The following is a 16,634-nucleotide window of genomic DNA, read 5'->3' on the forward strand; positions in this document are numbered from 1 at the left end:
ACATGGACGGGGGGCGTTTCGGGCACGCAGTCGGACATGTCGTCTGAAGAATCCAGCGCGCGGCGCTATGCGGCGATCGTGCGGCTGCTGGTCCGTCACGGGCGATCGGACCTGGTGTCCGGAGCGGGTCTCGAGGAGTACGCCTCGGACACCGACGGATCCGGGGAGACCACCGACGCGGCCGAGGCGTTCGCCGCCGACCTCGAGGCGATGGGGCCGACCTACATCAAGCTGGGCCAGCTGCTCTCCACCCGGTTCGACCTGCTGCCGGCGGCGTACACCACCGCGCTCAGCCGGCTGCAGGACGAGGTGGAGCCGTTCGACGTCGAGGTCGTGCGCCAGACGATCGCCGACGAGCTGGGGGCCGACGTCCGTCACCTCTACGCCGACTTCGACCCCGAGCCGCTGGCCGCGGCCTCGCTCGGGCAGGTGCACCGGGCGACGCTGCGCAGCGGGCGCGAGGTGGTCGTCAAGGTCCAGCGTCCCGGGGTGCGCGAGGACGTCCACGCCGACATGGCGACGCTCGCGCGGCTCGCGACCGTGGCCGACAAGGGCAGCGAGCTGGGCCGGACCTACGGGTTCGCGCGGCTGCTGCGCGAGTTCGAGCGGTCCTTGATGCTGGAGCTGGACTACCGGCGGGAGGCCCGCAACCTGACCCGCTTCGCCGCGCTCACCAGCCGCTACGACCTGCTGGTGGTTCCGGAGCCGGTCCCCGACCTGACGAGCGGTCGGGTCCTCACGATGGACTACATCGAGGGGCGCAAGGTCACCGACGTCGGTCCGCTCGGGATGCTCGATCTCGACGCGGGGGGCATCGTCGACCAGCTCTTCGCGGCCTACCTCAACTCGATCCTCGACCACGGCTTCCTCCACGCAGACCCGCACCCGGGCAACCTGCTCGTCACCGACGACGGCCGGCTCGGGATCGTCGACCTCGGCATGGTCACGTCGGTCCCGCGACGGGTCCAGGACAAGCTCGTGCGCCTGCTCGTGGCCATCGGCGACGACAACGGCGAGCAGGCGGCGCGGGTCCTGGCCGACATGGGGCAGCCCCTGGACCACTACGACGCCGACGCGTTCCGGGACGACGTCACCCACCTCGTCTCCGACGCCGTCTCCGAGGGCCCCGACCTGCAGGCGGGCCGGGTGCTGGTCGAGCTGAGCCGGATCTCGGGCGCCCACGGGCTGCGTCCGCCACCGGAGATGTCCATGGTCGGCAAGGCGCTGCTCAACCTCGACCAGAGCACGCTTCACCTCGACCCTGACTTCGTCCCCGCGGAGGCGATCCGGGAGAACCTGCGTCACATCCTCCGGGGCGGCCTGCGTACGTCGCCCGGGGACCTGGTCACCGCCGCGCTCGACGCCAAGGAGTTCACCTCCCAGCTTCCGCGGCGGGCCAACCGGATCCTCGACAGCCTCGCCGACGGACAACTGCGGCTGCGGGTCGACGCCCTGGACGAGGAGCGCCTGCACACCGTCCTCCAGCGGGTGGCGAACCGGCTCACGCTCGGCGTGGTCATCGCCGCCACGATCCTCGGGGCGTCCCTCCTGATGCAGGTACCGACGGGCGACCGCATCCTGGGCTACCCGGCGATCGCGATGGTCCTGTTCGCCGTCGCCATCCTGGGTGGCGCCGCCCTCGCAGGGTGGATCGTGGTGACCGACCGCAAGGTCGCCCGCACCGAGCGGCGTGCGCAGAAGGACGTCCCTCGCATCTGACGCACGCAGCGCGACGCTCAGTCGCGGAGGTGCGCCTCCAGCCGCTGCACGGTCCCTTCGACGTCGGTGAGCTTGTCGAGACCGAACAGGCCGACCCGGAACGTTGAAAAGTCGTCCGGCTCACCGCACATCAGGGGTACGCCGGCCGCCACCTGGATGCCGCGCTGCTTGAACCTCGCGCCGCTGCGGACGTCCGGGTCGTCCGTGTAGGACACCCCCACGCTGGGGGCGGCATACTCCGGCGCGACGACCGAGGGGAAGCCGAGGTCGGCGAGCAGGCCGCGGACCCGCGTGCCGAGCGACGTCTGCGCCGCCCGCAGCTCGCCGAGCCCGGCCGCGCGGGTCTCGAGCATGAGCGCGGCGTCGCGCGCGAGGGAGTCCGTCGGCATCGTGGCGTGGTAGGGCGTCTGTCCCTGCGTGTAGGCGTCGGCGATCGTGAGCCACTTCTGGAGGTCGACCGCGAAGCTGGTCGACGTCGTCGACATGACCTGCTCCCGGGCGGCGTCGCCCAGCATCACGTAGCCCGCGCACGGTGAGCCGCTCCACCCCTTCTGCGGGGCGCTGAGGAGGACGTCGGCACCGACGTCGGTCATGTCCACCCACATCGCCCCGGACGCGATGCAGTCGAGGACGAAGAGACCCCTGACCGCGTGCGTCGCGTCGGCGACCGCGCGGAGGTAGTCGTCGGGCAGCAGCATCCCAGCCGCCGTCTCCACGTGCGCCGCGAAGACGACCTCCGGTCGAGCACGCTCGATGGCCTCGACCACCTCGTCGACCGGGGCAGGGACCCACGGAGCCCGTCGCTCGTCGGATACCGGCCGAGCCACGCAGACGGTGGTCTCGCTGGCCACCGTCCCCATCTCGAGGATCTGCGACCAGCGGTAGGAGAACAGGCCGTTGCGGACCACGAGGCAGCGCCGGCCGGTCGCCAGCTGTCGCGCGACTGCCTCCATCGCGTACGTGCCGCCGCCGGGGACGACCGCGACCGCCGCGGCGTTGTAGGTCGTGCGCAGGACGTCGATGATGTCCTGCATCACGCCGACGAAGCGTCGGGACATGTGGTTGAGGGACCGGTCGGTGAAGACGACCGAGTACTCGAGCAGTCCATCGGGATCGACGTCGCGGCGAGGAAGACTCACCTTGGCAGCCTGCCACAGGTCGGGCCGGAGCGGGCGAGGCGGCGAGCGACGCCGACGTACGCTGCGAGTGTGCGTGGGCCTCCCGCCCTTCCCCGGCGGACCGTGCTGACAGCGGCGATCGCGGCGGCCGCCGGTGCCTGCAGCGGCGGCCGCCAGGCGTCGCCGCTCCGCACGACGATGTCGCCCAGCGCGGCGACGCGACCGGCCGGCGGACCGACCTCGGCACCGCTCTCGCTGCCGAGCCCGACCCACTGGCGTCCGGGACCGGGCGAGCTGGTGCCGGCCGCCAAGGCGGCGGCGGTACGCCGGATCGAGCGGCTCGGCGACGACGCCGACCACCGCGTCGAGGTCATCGACGTCCAGTACGGCGGCCTGCTCACCACCACCGCGAGCGTCCTGGTCGTGTGCCGCAGCCTCACCCGCGAGGCCGGGCGGGTCGTCGCGGGTGGCCACACCTTCGACGTCCGTCTCGCTCTCGTCGGCGGGCGGTGGCGGGTGACCGACCTCCACCCCAGCCGCCCCGGACCGCCCACCGCGCACCCGACCGTCGCGGCGCGGCACGTGCTGGCCAGCCCGCGCATCGACCTGCCGCCCGCCGCCCGCGCCGACGTCGCCTCCGGCCAGGTGCACGACAGCGTGCTCGAGGCGATGCTCACCGTGTCACGCCGGTGGCCGATCGGCGTGAGCGTGGTCAGGACAGGTCACCCGATCTACGTCTTCGGCACCGACCGACGCAGCGACCACCCTCCTGGTCGAGCGTTCGACACCTGGCGGATCGATGACCACGCCGTCGTACGGCCGAGCACACCTGACGCGTTGGTCAGCGCCTACATGGAGGCGCTCGCGGCGGCCGGGTCCTACAACGTCGGCGGTCCGGTCCTGCTCGGGTCCGCGCCGCAGTTCTTCAGCGACCGCACCCACCAGGACCACGTCCACGCTGGTTTCACGACCTGAGCCGGTCCTGAGCCTCGCCCGCATCGGGCGCTCGACGAGCCGGAAGCTCGCCTCGGCCAGCACGACGAACGCGGCGATCCAGGCGAGGTCGCCGACGACCGTGTGCCCGAGCCACGCGAGCATCGCGATGCGGGCCAGGACGTTCCAGAGATAGATCGAGTACGACCGCTCACCCAGCCACCGCATCGGGCGGCTGGCCAGCACCGACCCGACGGCCGACCGCGGCCGCGTCACGACGCCGATCAGGGCGACCGCGGTGAGTCCGGTTCCCGCGACGGTCACCAGGGACGGCCGGTAGGTGTCGTTGCGGGAGGCCAGGATCGGCAGCAGGGCGAGGGCGGGCAGCGCCCCGGGGCCGACGAGCCTCACCGTCCGTGAGAACCAGCCGTGGTGCACGGCGATCGCGAGGAGGCACCCGATCAGGAGCGGCAGCGCGTTCGTGTCGCTCCCGAAGTACTCGTGCTGGTCGTACTTCACCGCTCGGGTCAGCCCGAGGAAGAGGTTGAGCGCGAGAGAGGTCGCGACCAGGACCGCCGTGAGCGCAGCGAACACCCGCGGTCCTCGTCGGTAGCCCCACAGCAGCGCGCACGGCCACAGCAGGTAGAACTGCTCCTCCACCGAGAGCGACCAGGTGTAGTTGAAGTAGTCCTTCGTGGCGAAGACGTGGTCGGTCCAGTCGAACAGGCTGGTGGTGTACGTCGTGGCCGCCCCCGCCGGTGCGAGAACCTGTCCCACGCCGAGGTCGCGCCGGCCGAGGAGCAGCACCACGACCGTCACGGCGACGACCGTCGCCAACCCCGGGCAGAGCCGGGCCACGCGCCGGCGGTAGAACCCCCTGACGTCGATGGTGCCGTGCTCGAGCTCGCGGACCAGCAGGGTGGTGATGAGGAACCCGGACAGGCAGAAGAACACCGTCACCCCGACGAAGCCGTCGATGAGCGGCCGCGTCGGGGCGTGCTGGCCGAGGACGAGCAGGATGGCGACGCCACGGAGCCCGTCCAGTCCGGTCAGGGAGCCACGGTCGTGCACCCCTGAGACACGAGCCCGGGGCGTACGCCGTTCACGGTCAGTGCGACGGCATCGGGGCCAGGTCGCCCTCCTCCGGGAGCACCACCTCGTTGACCATCTCCTCGATCTTGGCCGTCGGCAGGGCGACGTAGAGCGCCCAGTAGTAGATGAGCAGGCTGAACGCCGCCATCACCACCAGGTCCCACCACAGCGGGATCACCGGGTTGTCCAGTGGTCCGTAGTCGCTCAGGTAGACGATGATCCCGAGGCCGACGAGGTAGATCGGCAGCCACTGGGCGGCGTGCCAGTCGAGGACGGGCTGGGTGGGGTTCAGCTTGAGCAGGTTGTTGGCGACCAGGAGCACGTAGCCGAGCAGGATCGCGATGCCGAGCTTCCAGTCGGTGTCCCACCCGGTCCACAGGATGACGAAGTTGGCCACGATGAAAGCCACCGGGGAGATGACCCCGCCGAACGGCAGCCGCCACGGGCGCTCCGCGTCGGGGAGGCGCCGACGGAAAGCGCCGAAGGACAGGGGCGCGCCGGCGTACATCAGGACGCTCGCGCTGGTGATCAGGCCGACCAGCGACTGCCAGCTCGGGAACGGCAGGAAGCAGATGCAGCCGATCACGAACGCGAACAGCACGCCGAACCACGGCACCCGGCGGGCGCTGAGCCGCTCGAAGATCGTCGGCACGTAGCCGTTGCGACTCAGGCCGTAGGAGACCCGGGCCGACGCGGCGGTGTAGATGAGGCCGGTGCCACCGGGCGAGATGATCGCGTCGAGGTAGAGGATGCTGGCCAGCCAGCCGAGACTGACCAGGGACGCGAGCTGGGCCCAGGGACCGGTGAACGCCGTGTAGAGGCCGTCGCCCACCTGGCTCCAGGTGCTGCCGATCGCGCTCTCGGGCAGCGCGCCGATGAACACGACCTGCAGCGCGATGTAGATGATCAGGCCCAGCACGATGGACCCGATCACCGCCACCGGGATGTCGCGCTTGGGGTTGTTGCTCTCGCCGGCGAGCTGGTCGGCCTGCTCGAACCCCAGGTAGCTGAAGATGATGCCGCTGGTCGAGACGGCGGCCAGGATGCCGTGCGCGCCGTCGGGGTTGAAGCCGTTGGCGGCGGTGAAGTTCGACGTGTGGAAGCCGCCGACGAGCGCCACGATCAGGATCGTGGCGAGGGGTACGCCGACCTTCCACCAGGTCGCGACGCTGTTGGTCAGGGCGAGTGCCCGGATGCCGAGGTAGTTGACCGAGCTCACCAGGAACATCAGGACGACCGCGACGATCAGCCCCGAGCTGGTGAGGGTGCCGTCGCTGTGCAGCCAGCCGCTCGCGAAGCCGTAGTGGCCGGCGTAGAGGATCATGGCGGAGACCTCGATCGGTGCGACGGTCGCGGCCTGCAGCCAGGAGAACCAGCCGAACGACGCCCCGGCGAACCCGCCGAACGCGTAGTGGGGGAACCGGGCCGAGCCACCTGAGACCGGGTACATCGCGCCCAGCTCCGCGTGGACCAGGGCCAGGACCAGGATGGCGAACCCGCCGACCACCCACGAGATGATCGCGGCCGGTCCTGCCGTCATCAGGCCCTTCTGGGCACCGAAGAGCCATCCTGAGCCGATGATCGAGCCCATCGAGGCCCACAGGAGACCGATGAGACCGATCTCGCGGAGCAGGCTCGCGGACGATCTCCCGTCGTGCGTCTCAGTCGCCGGCGTTGCCATGTCGCCCTCCGATCCTCGAGCCCGGCCGCGAGGGCCGGGCCGGCACCGTCATCTGTTTTCGCGACGGGCGGAGGCGCGCAGGCGCGTCCCGTCGTGCCGCGGACGGCGTCGGATTCGCCTTCATGTTGGCTCTCCGCACCCGCGTGACGGAAGGGGCGGACGTCGACTTTTCAGTGCATTCTTCGAATGTCCGCGCCCGGACGACGCAGAACGGGCCGTCGATCCTCGATCGACGGCCCGTTCCTGGCCCGGCGTACGCCGGCTCGACGCCCTCAGGACGTCACTCCGCTGCGCGACTCGATGGCGTGGACGGCGCCCTGGAACGCCTTGACCAGGACCCCGCGACCGGCGCTGCCGAGCAGGGCCCCGAGCAGCCGCCCGCGCAGGTTCTTGCCCTCGCGCACCACGGTGTAGTCGATGTCGGTGGTGCCGTCGTCGCGGCGGGTGAGGTCGTAGGTGTGTCCCGAAGCCCGGCCCCAGACATTGGAGTCGGTCGTCGTCAGCACGACGTGGGCCGGGTCCGACCAGTCGTAGGACAGCCGCTCCCAGATCCCGCCGGAGCCCTCGGTCACGTCGGCGTGGTCGTCGGAGACGGAGTGGACCCGCAGGTCCTCGTCGGCGCTGTTGCCGAAGATCTGGGAGCGTCCCGGTCCGAAGTCGGTCAGGGAGGCGATGAACTGCTCGGGGGTGACCCGGGTGTTGGCGTGCAGGTGCAGGGTGCTCATGGTGCTCGTTCCTCGGTTCGTGTGATGGTTCTCGATGGGTGTCGTCGGGGTCGTGCTGGTCGGGGTCGTCGTCAGCGGGGCAGCTCGGTGCCGTGGTTCTCGGCGACCATGTAGGCGGCATACCAGTCGGGCCAGTTCGCGTCCTCCTCGCCGGTGCGGGCCTCGTGCTCGCCGTGCGCGGCCGCGGCCCGCTTCAGCGCACCGACCAGGTCGTCGACGGAGGCGAACTCGGTGGACGTGGCGTTCACGCGGCCGGGGATCCTGGTGGTGACCTGCTGGAGCAGGAAGGTGTTGCCGTCGGGGTCGCGGAAGGTGGCGAAGGAGCCGTAGCTCGCGCCGTCGTCGGCGGGTCCGGCGGCCTGGCCGCCGTCGAGCCGGCCGAACTGGGCGCCCGGAACCTCCGGGTGGAAGACGTCGCTGACCTCGGCGCCGAGCTCGATCAGCTGGTCGCGCGCGGCCTGGATGTCGGAGACGACGAGGTAGATGCCCTCGGCGGTGCCCGGCTGCTGGCCGGTGATCAGGGTGCCGAACTGGATCGACGCCGGTGACCCGGGCGGGGTGACCTGGACGACGCGGAAGCCGTTGTCGAAGCCGAAGTCGGCGTCGAGGCGCCAGCCGAGACCCTCGTAGAACTTCTTGGACCGGTCGACGTCGGCGACGGGGATGACGACGGCTTCGAGCCTGAGATCGGCCGTGGGCGCGGTGACCGTGGTGGTGGTCGCGGCGACGGTTGCGGTGCTGTTCATGTTCTTCTCCTCGGGTTGCGACAGCCGGTTCGCTGTCACCTCCGAGACTCGTCGACGCGGCGGCGGCTCACGCCAGTGAGACACCCTGGTCCGCTCCCTGGTGGGAACGGGCCTTGACACCGGGCGCGCGGAGGACTTGCGTCACGCGTAGCCGACAGCGAAGAGGAGAGAGCCATGCGACCCGACATCGCCCCTGGGGCGGTCTTCCCCGACTACGAGCTACCCGACGAGGCGCGCACCCTGCGCAGGCTGAGCGAGATCCAGGGTGACGACCCGATGATCCTGACGCTCGCCCGCGGGCACTACTGCCCGAAGGAGCACCAGCAGCACCTCGAGCTCGCCGCGTTCTACCCGAAGATCGCCGTCGCCTACACGCAGGTCGCGACCATCTCGACCGACGAGCACCACACCAGCCAGGAGTTCCGAGCCTCCGTCGGCGCCCAGTGGCCGTTCCTGGAGGACCCCGGCCGGACCGTGCAGCGTGACCTCGACATCGCCGAGTACACCGACCCGGAGCACGACCCGATGGTGCCGCACACGATCGTGCTGAAGCCCGGGCTGGTCGTCCACAAGATCTACAACGGCTACTGGTTCTGGGGCCGGCCGTCGACGGCCGACCTGTGGCGGGACCTTCGCGACGTCACCGCCGAGGTCCGCCCCGACTGGGACCTGGCCAAGCCCGGGCTCCGCGAGGCGTGGGACGCGGGTGACCTCTCCTCGTTCCACGGCTGGGACAAGCAAGGCCCGGCGCAGGCCGCCGAGCTCGAGGGGGCCACCTCATGACGACCGAGTGCGATGTCGTGGTCATCGGCCTCGGGCCGGGGGGTGAGCACGTCGCCGGCAGCCTGGCCGGCGCCGGGCTGCGCGTCGTCGGGGTGGACGAGCGGCTGGTGGGTGGCGAGTGCCCCTACTTCGGCTGCATCCCCACCAAGATGATGGTGCACGCCGCGCAGACCCTCCGTGAGGGTCGTCTGGTCGACGGCCGGGCCGGGACGGCGACCGTCACCCCCAGCTGGAAGCCGGTCGCCGACCGCATCCGCACGGAGGCGACCGACGACTGGAACGACCAGGTCGCCGTCGACCGGCTCGTCGACGCGGGCGGCACCTTCGCCCGGGGACGGGGCCGCATCACCGGCCCCCGGGAGGTCACCGTCACCGGGCCGGACGGTGAGGAGACGACGTACGTCGCGGCGAAGGGGATCGTCCTCAACACCGGCACCACCCCGGCGGCGCCTCCGGTGCCCGGGCTCGCGGAGACGCCGTACTGGACCAACCGGGACGCGGTCCGAGCGACGGAGCTGCCCGGCACCTTGGCCGTCCTGGGCGGCGGCACGATCGGCTGCGAGCTCGCCCAGGTGTTCGCGACCTTCGGGGTGCAGGTCACCGTGATCGAGGCCTTCGACCGCCTGCTGGCGCTGGAGGAGCCGGAAGCCTCCGAGGCGGTGCACCGAGCCTTCGAGTCCGACGGGATCAGCGTCCTGACCGGGGCGCGCGCCCAGCAGGTCTCGCACGACGGGGACGGGTTCGCCGTCAACCTCGGGGAGCGCACGCTCGTGGCGGAGCGGCTCCTCGTCACGGCCGGGAGGCGCAACAACCTCGCTGATCTCGGGCTCGAGCACGTCGGGCTCGACCCGCAGGCCAAGGTGCTCGACCCCGACGAGCGGATGCGCGTCGCCGACGGGGTGTGGGCGATCGGCGACATCACGGGCAAGGGCGCCTTCACCCACGTGTCGATGTATCAGGCCGACGTCGTCATCCGCGACCTCACCGGCGTCGACGGCCCGTGGGCCGACTACCGCGCCGTCGGGAGGGTCACCTTCACGGCGCCCGAGGTCGGCTCCGTGGGACTGACGGAGAAGGCCGCGCGGGACCAGGGCATCAACGTGCGTACGGCGACCGGCGACCTCGGCACCCGCGGCTGGATCGCCGAGGACCCCGGTCCGATCAAGCTCGTGGCCGACGCCGACCGGGGCGTCCTGGTCGGTGGCACCGTCGTGGGCAGCATGGGCGGTGAGGTGCTGTCGATGATCGTCACCGCCGTCCACGCTCAGATCCCGATCACCGTGCTGGCGGACATGCACTTCGCGTATCCGACGTTCCATCGCGGCGTGCAGCCGGTGCTGCGTGCCCTCCTCTGAGCCGGAGGACGGCGTCGTGACCACAGCACTGTCCGGGCAGACCGTCGTCGTGATCGGTGGCAGCGCCGGCATCGGGCTGGAGACGGCCCGGCTGGCCCGGGCCGAGGGCGCCGAGGTCGTGCTGGCGGCCCGGAACCCCGAGCGACTCGAGCGGGCGGGCGCCGAGGTCGGTGCGCTCCGGACCGCCGCGTTCGAGGCCACCGACGCCGCCGCTCTGGCGCGGTTCTGGGAGCAGCTGCCGACGCCGATCGACCACGTGATGGTGACCGCGGGCCGGCCCTACTACGGGCTGCTGGCCGACATCGACGTCGACCAGGCGAGCCGCTCCTTCGACGAGCACCTGTGGCTCGCGGTCAACGTGGCCCGGCACGCCGTCGGGACGGTGCGCCCCGGCGGCACGCTGCTGTTCATGGGCGGCACCGGCGCCCGCCGGCCCAAGCCGGGGCTCGCCACGGCGGCGGTCGGCACCGCGGCGATGCCCGCCCTGGTCGCCAACCTCGCCCTCGAGATCGCCCCGATCCGGGTCAACCTGATCGCCGCCGGCTTCGTCGACACGCCGCTGTCGGCCGACCTGCTGGGCGACGACCTGGAGCAGCGGCGCGCGCAGCTGCGCGACACCCTCCCGATCGCCCGCGTGGTCACCCCCGCCGACGTCGCGGCGCTGGCGGTGCACCTGATGACGAACACCGCGCTCACCGGGGCGACGTACGACATCGACGGGGGCCAGCAGCTGCTCTCGTGACTACCGGGTCGACCCGGTCCGCAGGAGCAGCGGCGAGGCGATCAGGAGCCCGACGGCGACGGCGAGGGCGAGAAGGACCACCTTGACGCGCACGTAGAGGAGCGCGATCCCGGCGCTCACACCCATGTCGGTCACGGGCCCCGGCGCGGGTCGGACGCGCGGCCCTACACGCCGACGCGCCCGTGGGCGGGAAGAGCTTCGCGAAGCTCCCGGCGTGAGGTGATCCCGAGCTTGCCGAACACCTTGCGCAGGTGCCACTCGACGGTGCGGGAGCTGATGAACAGCTCGGCCGCGATCTCGGGATTGCTCTGGCCGTCGCGGGCCAGACGAGCGATGTGCTCCTCCTGTGGCGTGAGCTGGTTGAGCGTCTCGACCACGCGCCTGCGCACCTTCTCACCGGTGGCCGCCATCTCCCGACGTGCCCGTTCGGCGAACGCCTCCATGCCCAGCTCGACGAAGGTGTCGTGCGCGGATCGAAGCCTGGTCCGGGCGGCGGAGCGCCGACCCTCGCGGCGCAGCCACTCCCCGTAGACCAGCTCGGCGCGCGCCAGCTCCGCCCGGAGCGGGGTGCGGCCGAGCCGGCCGATCGCCTCGTCGTAGGCCTTCTCGGCCTCGGTGCCGTCGATCAGGAGGGCCCGGCTGCGCGCCTCGACACCGGTGGCCCAGTCCGTGTCGCAGCCCCTGACGGCGGCCTGGAGACGAAGCAGCGCATCCGCCGCCAGCTCCGGCTGCCCGCTGCGGGCTGCCGCCTCGACGAGGTCGGGGAGCGCTTGGGCGGTGAAGGGGCCCAGGTTGCTCTCGGCGGCGCGGGCGGCGGCGGCCGAGGCGTCGGCGTAGCGGCCGACGCCGAGGTGGAGAAGGGCGGAGGCTCGGTCGGCGATGTGCCAGCCGAGCCCCTCGCCCCGTGCGAGCGCCTCGTCAGCGGTGGTGGTGATCAGCCGGTGGGCGCGCTCCGGGTCGCCCTCGAAGGCGGCCTGGAACAGGTCGCCGTACGACGCCCGCCGGGTGCCCGTCACCTGCTTGGCGACCTCCTCCGCGACCCCTTCGGACCGGGCGGCGTCGAAGTCCCCGGCGAACATCGCGACCACACGCCGTACGTTCAGGGCGGTGACCAGCGGTGCCAGCGCACCGGAGGCGCGGGCGAGCTCGACGTGTCGGGCGCTGGCCGCGTCCCAGGCGGCGAAGTCCCACAACGTGAGCGCGGCGTTGGAGACGAGGGCGCCGTAGTGCAGCCACTCATCGGTGACCGCCCCGTCGTCGATGAACGCGGTCAGCGCTCGGCGCAACGCGGGCGCAGCCTCTCGCGGTGAGTCGAGGATCAGCGTGGAAAGGCCGCTCAGAAGGTGCGCGCACGGCTCCCTTCCCGGTGTCGCCGCAAGGACGGCACGAGCCGCCGTCGAGACCGCCACCAGGTCACCACCCGGGGACGCGAGCGCGCCGGCGACGAGCGCGGCGCCCCACGCGTCCAGATGCGTCTCGCGCGCCAGCACCGGGTCGAGCGACTGGAGTCGTTCGGCGGCTTGGAGGAGGAGAAGCGGGGCGTCCCGACCGGACAACGAGGCGCGGTTGATCTCCGCTCGCAGCCGTTCGACGCGCGCTCGCCGGAGGTCGTCGACGGCATCGGCCTCCGCCTCGGCCAAGACCCCCAGGCCGGCGTCGTAGGCGCCGGCGTGCAGGTGCGCGTGCGCGGCGGCCAGCGCACGATCCGCGCGTCGTGAGCGATCCACGGTGAGCCCGACCGAGCGCTGGAGGAACGCCGCCGCGGCCGGGAGCCCGGCGCGAGCCTCGGCACGCGTGGCGGAGCGCTCGAGCTCCGCAGCCACGGCCTCGTCCGGCCCCGTGGCCGCGGCGGCCAGGTGCCACACGCGGCGATCCGGGTCGATGTGGGGATCGATCACCCCCGCCAGGGCCCGATGCGCCTCTCGTCGCTCCTCGGCCGACGCCGCGGCGTAGGCCGCCGCGCGCATCAACGGGTGCCGGAAGCGAACCCCGGAGCCGATCTCGAGGAGCCGCTCGGAACGGGCCGGCTCGGCGGCGTCGTGACCGACACCTGCCACCTGCGCCGCCCGCCACAGCAGCGTGGGGTCGCCGGTGGCGTCGGCGGCGGCAAGCAGGAGCAACCGTCGCGTCGGCGCGGGAAGTGCCCGGACGCGCTGGAGGTAGCGGTCTTCCAGCAGCCCCGGGGACAGGGTCGCGGACGGGAGCGCGAAGCCGCCGCCGAGCTCGGCCTCCGTCATCCCGCGCACCAGCTCCAGGAGGGTCAGCGGGTTCCCTCGCGTCTCCGCGACCAGGCGCTCACGGACACGTTCGTCGAGGTGTCCGGCAGTCGCACGGACGACGAGCTCACGGGCGTCGTCCCCGCCGAGTCCGTCGACGGTCAGCTCCGTCACGCCGGGGAAGAGGCGGCTCTCCCCGATCTCCCGGACCGCCAGCAGGAACAGGACCGACTCGGCGACGAGGCGGCGAGCGACCACGCCGAGGACCTGGCGGGACGCCTCGTCCAGCCACTGGGCGTCGTCGACGAGGAGTGCCACCGGACGCGCGGCCGCCACCTCGGCGAGCACGCTCAGCACCGCCAGCCCGACCAGGAAGCGGTCCGGCGGTGGTCCGGCCGCGTTGCCCAGGGCCACACGGAGCGCCTGTTCCTGGTGCTGGGGAACCGCCCGGACCTCGCCCAGCAGCGGGCCGCAGATCTGGTGGAGCGCCGCGAAGGGCAGCTCGACCTCGGACTCGACACCTGCCACCGCGAGAACCCGGCAGTCGGATCCGCGGTGCGCGGCGTACTGCAGGAGCGCGGTCTTGCCGATCCCGGCCTCGCCCCTCACCACGAGAACGACGCTCTCGCCGTCTCGCACGCGGTTCAGGGCGCCGTCGAGCTCCGCCCGCTCGCGTGAGCGGCCGAGCAGCTCGGGGACGGTCCCGCCCATGTCGTCACAGTAGGGCGGTCGGCGGGCGTGGTGAATGGCCCAGCAGCCCGCGAGCGGACCAGTGCCGTACCCGGGTGCGACGGCCGGCTCGCCGCGCGAGGTTGGAGACAGCCCGACCACCGAAGGAGCACGCAGCCATGACCACCACGATCGCCCCCGTCCCGCCCAGCCGGTCCCGCTCCATCGACGGCGTCCACATCAGGTACGTCGACTCGGGCGCCGACCGACGACCCGCCGTCCTGCTCACCAGCCCCTGGCCGGAGAGCCTCCGCGCCTTCGCCCCGATCTGGCCGCTGCTCGCCCCGCATGCTCGGCTGCTCGCCGTGGACCTCCCCGGCTTCGGCCACTCCGAGCGCCGTGACGACCTCCTGTCGCCGCGCGCGATGGGCGAGTTCCTCGTCCACCTGGTCTCCGAGCTCGGGCTCGACCGGCCATTCGTGGTCGCGCCGGACGTCGGCACACCGGCGGCGCTCTTCGCGGCGGCGGCTCATCCCGGGACCTTCTCCGGGCTCGTCGTCGGCGGCGGCGGTACTGCGTACCCCCTTCGGCTGGGGGACCCGCTCGCCTCATGGGTGCTCGACCCGGACCTGGACCGCTACCGCCGGGTCGACCCGCGCGCCATCGTCAACGCTGCCGTCGACAACCACGCTGGACACGTCCCCGACGAGATCCGTGCCGACTACCTCACCAGCTATGAGGGCGACCGGTTCGTCGAGTCGATGAGATACGTGCGTCGCTACCCGGAGGAGCTCCCGGTCCTGGCCGAGCTGCTCCCGGGACTGCAGACTCCCGTGACCGTCGTGACCGGCAGGCACGACCGGATCGTGCCGCCGGTCAACGCCACCTTCGTGGCGGACCGGGCGCCCCACGCTCGCGCTGTGGTGCTCGACGCCGGCCACTTCCTCTGGGAGGAGGTGCCTCGGCCTTACGCCGACGTCGTCCTCAGCTCGATGGGGACCGCTCCTCCGCGAGGCTGATCGCCCACGCAGCGTTGACGAGCCCGATGTGGCTGAACGCCTGCGGGAAGTTGCCGAGCAGCTCGCCGGACTCGGGGTCGACCTCCTCGGCGAGGAGCCCGACGTCGTTGACGTAGCGGACGGCTCGCTCGAAGACCCCGCGTGCGCGATCCACGAGGCCCGCCATCGCCAGCGCCTGCGCGAGCCAGAACGTGCAGAGCAGGAACGTGCCCTCGGTGCTCTCGAAGCCGTCGACGCCGGTGTCGGACCGGTAGCGGTAGACGAGCCCGCGCTCGTCGGTGAGCCGTTGCTCGATCGCGTCGATCGTCGCCAGCACGCGGGCGTCGGTGGCCGGCAGGAGGCCCGTGATCGGCAGCATCAGGCTGGAGGCGTCGAGCGCGTCGGTGCCGATGTACTGCGTGAACGCGCCGGCCGACTCGCTCCACCCGTGCAGCGTCACGAGCTCCTCGATCTCGGCGCGAGCCTGCTTCCAGGCCTGCACGCGAGAACCGTCGACGATCCCGTCGGCCATGTCGATCGCGCGGTCCAGCGCGACCCAGCACATGACCTTCGAGTGGAGGAAGTGCCGCGGCTCGCCCCGCACCTCCCAGATGCCCCGGTCGGTCTCGCGCCAGCGGACGGCCGCGGCGTCGGCGAGCGAGGCAAGGAAGCGGCGGGTGTCGTCGTCGAGGGTCGTCAGCTGCTCGCGGAGGCGGTGGGCGGCACCGAGGAGCTCGCCGTAGACGTCGACCTGGGTCTGGTTCCAGGCGCCGTTGCCGACGCGCACCGGTGCGCTGGCGCGCCAGCCGGCGAGGTGGGGGAGGGTCCGCTCGGTCAGGTCGTGCTCGCCGCCGACCCCGAACATGATCTGCAGCGACTGCTCGGCCGCGACGGCCGAGGCGGCAGCCGTCGCCATGAAGGCGAAGAACTCCTCGGCCTCGTCCGGGCACGCCGCGATCCACAGCGCTTCGAGGGTGAGGCTGGCGTCGCGGACCCAGCAGTAGCGGTAGTCCCAGTTGCGGTCGCCACCGACCACCTCCGGCAGCGAGGTGGTCGGGGCGGCCACGACGGCGCCTGACGGCTGGAAGGTCAGCGCCTTCAGCACGCGTCCGCTCGTGTGCACGAGGTCCCGCCACGGACCGTCGTACCGCTCGTGCAGCACCGACCAGGACCGCCAGGCGGCGACCGTCCGATCGAGCAGTACGTCGATCTCGTCGGCCGCCCACACGCGGGCCGCCGGCTCGCCCCACGTCGACCGGTGCAAGGCAAAGGGGAGCGTCTCACCGGTCCGAAGGGTGTGACGTCCCGTCGCGCCGCCGGCCTCGACCGCCAGGTCGACGGGCGAGGACAGCACCAGCCGGTCCGCGCCGCCACGTGCGGCGAGCCCACCGTCGACCTGCGACACGACCGGTGTGACGAGCCCGTACTCCGGCCGCGGCGCGTAGGAGACCTCGACCTCCACGCTCCCGGTCTCGCACGTCATCGAGCGCACCAGCACGTGCGGCACGTCGCGGCCCAGCCCGTGCCCCTCGTTGTCCGGACCCATCGCCAGGGCGTCGGTCAGGATCGCCGTGCCCGACGGCGTCCGGAACGTCGTCTCGAGGACCAGGGTCCCCTCCAGGTAGCGGCGCGACACGGAGAAGTCGCCGCGGGGCCGGATCGACCAGTGGCCGGCGTCGTCGTCCAGCAGCCGCGCCATCGCGGTCGGGCTGTCGAATCGCGGGAAGGTGAGCCACTCGACGGATCCCGCCGAGTCGACGAGCGCGGTCGAGTGGCAGTCCGACAGCAGCGCATGCTGTGCGATGGGAGTGCGGCTCACGGCTCGTCACCTCCGGGTGGCGTCGACGTTGCGAGTCT

Annotated in this window: 13 protein-coding genes; 5 read left to right on the forward strand and 8 right to left on the reverse strand. The window is 72.1% G+C overall.

The window, feature by feature from the left end:
• The first annotated feature begins 36 nt into the window (after positions 1–36).
• On the forward strand, positions 37–1,719 hold the full coding sequence (locus QDS12_RS06345; RefSeq protein ID WP_279877802.1) for an AarF/UbiB family protein: 1,683 nt from the start codon (positions 37–39) through the stop codon (positions 1,717–1,719).
• A 17-nt stretch (positions 1,720–1,736) separates the two neighbouring features.
• On the opposite strand, the gene QDS12_RS06350 is transcribed toward QDS12_RS06345, so the two are convergent.
• The 5 genes from QDS12_RS06350 to QDS12_RS06370 all read right to left on the reverse strand — a co-directional run bounded on the left by QDS12_RS06350 (position 1,737) and on the right by QDS12_RS06370 (position 8,014).
• Entirely contained in the window at positions 1,737–2,858 is a 1,122-nt protein-coding gene (locus QDS12_RS06350) for an aminotransferase class V-fold PLP-dependent enzyme (protein WP_279877804.1), read from the reverse strand.
• A 660-nt stretch (positions 2,859–3,518) separates the two neighbouring features.
• Positions 3,519–4,841 carry an acyltransferase gene (locus QDS12_RS06355; RefSeq protein WP_279877806.1) on the reverse strand — a complete coding sequence of 441 codons (1,323 nt, stop codon included), beginning with the start codon at positions 4,839–4,841 and terminating at the stop codon, positions 3,519–3,521.
• 37 nt (positions 4,842–4,878) lie between these two features.
• Positions 4,879–6,543, reverse strand: coding sequence for an APC family permease (locus QDS12_RS06360; protein WP_279877808.1), 1,665 nt, complete (start codon positions 6,541–6,543; stop codon positions 4,879–4,881).
• Positions 6,544–6,815: 272 nt separating this feature from the next.
• On the reverse strand, positions 6,816–7,268 hold the full coding sequence (locus QDS12_RS06365; RefSeq protein ID WP_279877810.1) for a hypothetical protein: 453 nt from the start codon (positions 7,266–7,268) through the stop codon (positions 6,816–6,818).
• A 71-nt stretch (positions 7,269–7,339) separates the two neighbouring features.
• Positions 7,340–8,014 carry a VOC family protein gene (locus QDS12_RS06370; RefSeq protein ID WP_279877812.1) on the reverse strand — a complete coding sequence of 225 codons (675 nt, stop codon included), beginning with the start codon at positions 8,012–8,014 and terminating at the stop codon, positions 7,340–7,342.
• A 174-nt stretch (positions 8,015–8,188) separates the two neighbouring features.
• Here QDS12_RS06370 and QDS12_RS06375 point away from each other — a divergent pair, with 174 nt between their 5' ends.
• Genes QDS12_RS06375 through QDS12_RS06385 form a run of 3 tightly spaced genes read left to right on the forward strand, consistent with a single transcriptional unit; the run spans position 8,189 to position 10,894 of the window.
• Entirely contained in the window at positions 8,189–8,797 is a 609-nt protein-coding gene (locus tag QDS12_RS06375; protein ID WP_279877814.1) for a redoxin domain-containing protein, read from the forward strand.
• Positions 8,794–10,152 (forward strand): NAD(P)/FAD-dependent oxidoreductase, encoded by a 1,359-nt coding sequence (locus QDS12_RS06380; protein WP_279877816.1) that lies wholly within the window; start codon positions 8,794–8,796, stop codon positions 10,150–10,152. Before QDS12_RS06375 ends, QDS12_RS06380 begins: the two co-directional genes overlap by 4 nt.
• A gap of 16 nt (positions 10,153–10,168) precedes the next feature.
• A complete protein-coding gene (locus tag QDS12_RS06385; RefSeq protein WP_279877818.1) occupies positions 10,169–10,894 on the forward strand; it encodes an SDR family oxidoreductase in 726 nt (241 codons plus the stop codon).
• Here QDS12_RS06385 and QDS12_RS06390 read toward each other — a convergent pair whose 3' ends face one another.
• Both QDS12_RS06390 and QDS12_RS06395 read right to left on the reverse strand, forming a co-directional pair.
• Entirely contained in the window at positions 10,895–11,029 is a 135-nt protein-coding gene (locus tag QDS12_RS06390; protein WP_279877820.1) for a hypothetical protein, read from the reverse strand.
• Positions 11,030–11,058: 29 nt separating this feature from the next.
• A complete protein-coding gene (locus QDS12_RS06395; RefSeq protein WP_279877822.1) occupies positions 11,059–13,821 on the reverse strand; it encodes a LuxR family transcriptional regulator in 2,763 nt (920 codons plus the stop codon).
• Positions 13,822–13,958: 137 nt separating this feature from the next.
• On the opposite strand from QDS12_RS06395, the gene QDS12_RS06400 reads away from it, so the two are divergent.
• Positions 13,959–14,798 carry an alpha/beta hydrolase gene (locus QDS12_RS06400; protein WP_279877824.1) on the forward strand — a complete coding sequence of 280 codons (840 nt, stop codon included), beginning with the start codon at positions 13,959–13,961 and terminating at the stop codon, positions 14,796–14,798.
• Here QDS12_RS06400 and QDS12_RS06405 read toward each other — a convergent pair.
• A complete protein-coding gene (locus tag QDS12_RS06405) occupies positions 14,764–16,596 on the reverse strand; it encodes a glycoside hydrolase family 15 protein (RefSeq protein ID WP_279877826.1) in 1,833 nt (610 codons plus the stop codon). The two genes, QDS12_RS06400 and QDS12_RS06405, sit on opposite strands and share 35 nt — an antisense overlap.
• Between the last annotated feature and the right edge of the window lie 38 nt (positions 16,597–16,634).

It is taken from the genome of Nocardioides sp. CER19, from assembly GCF_029846275.1.
Classification (GTDB): Bacteria; Actinomycetota; Actinomycetes; order Propionibacteriales; family Nocardioidaceae; genus Nocardioides.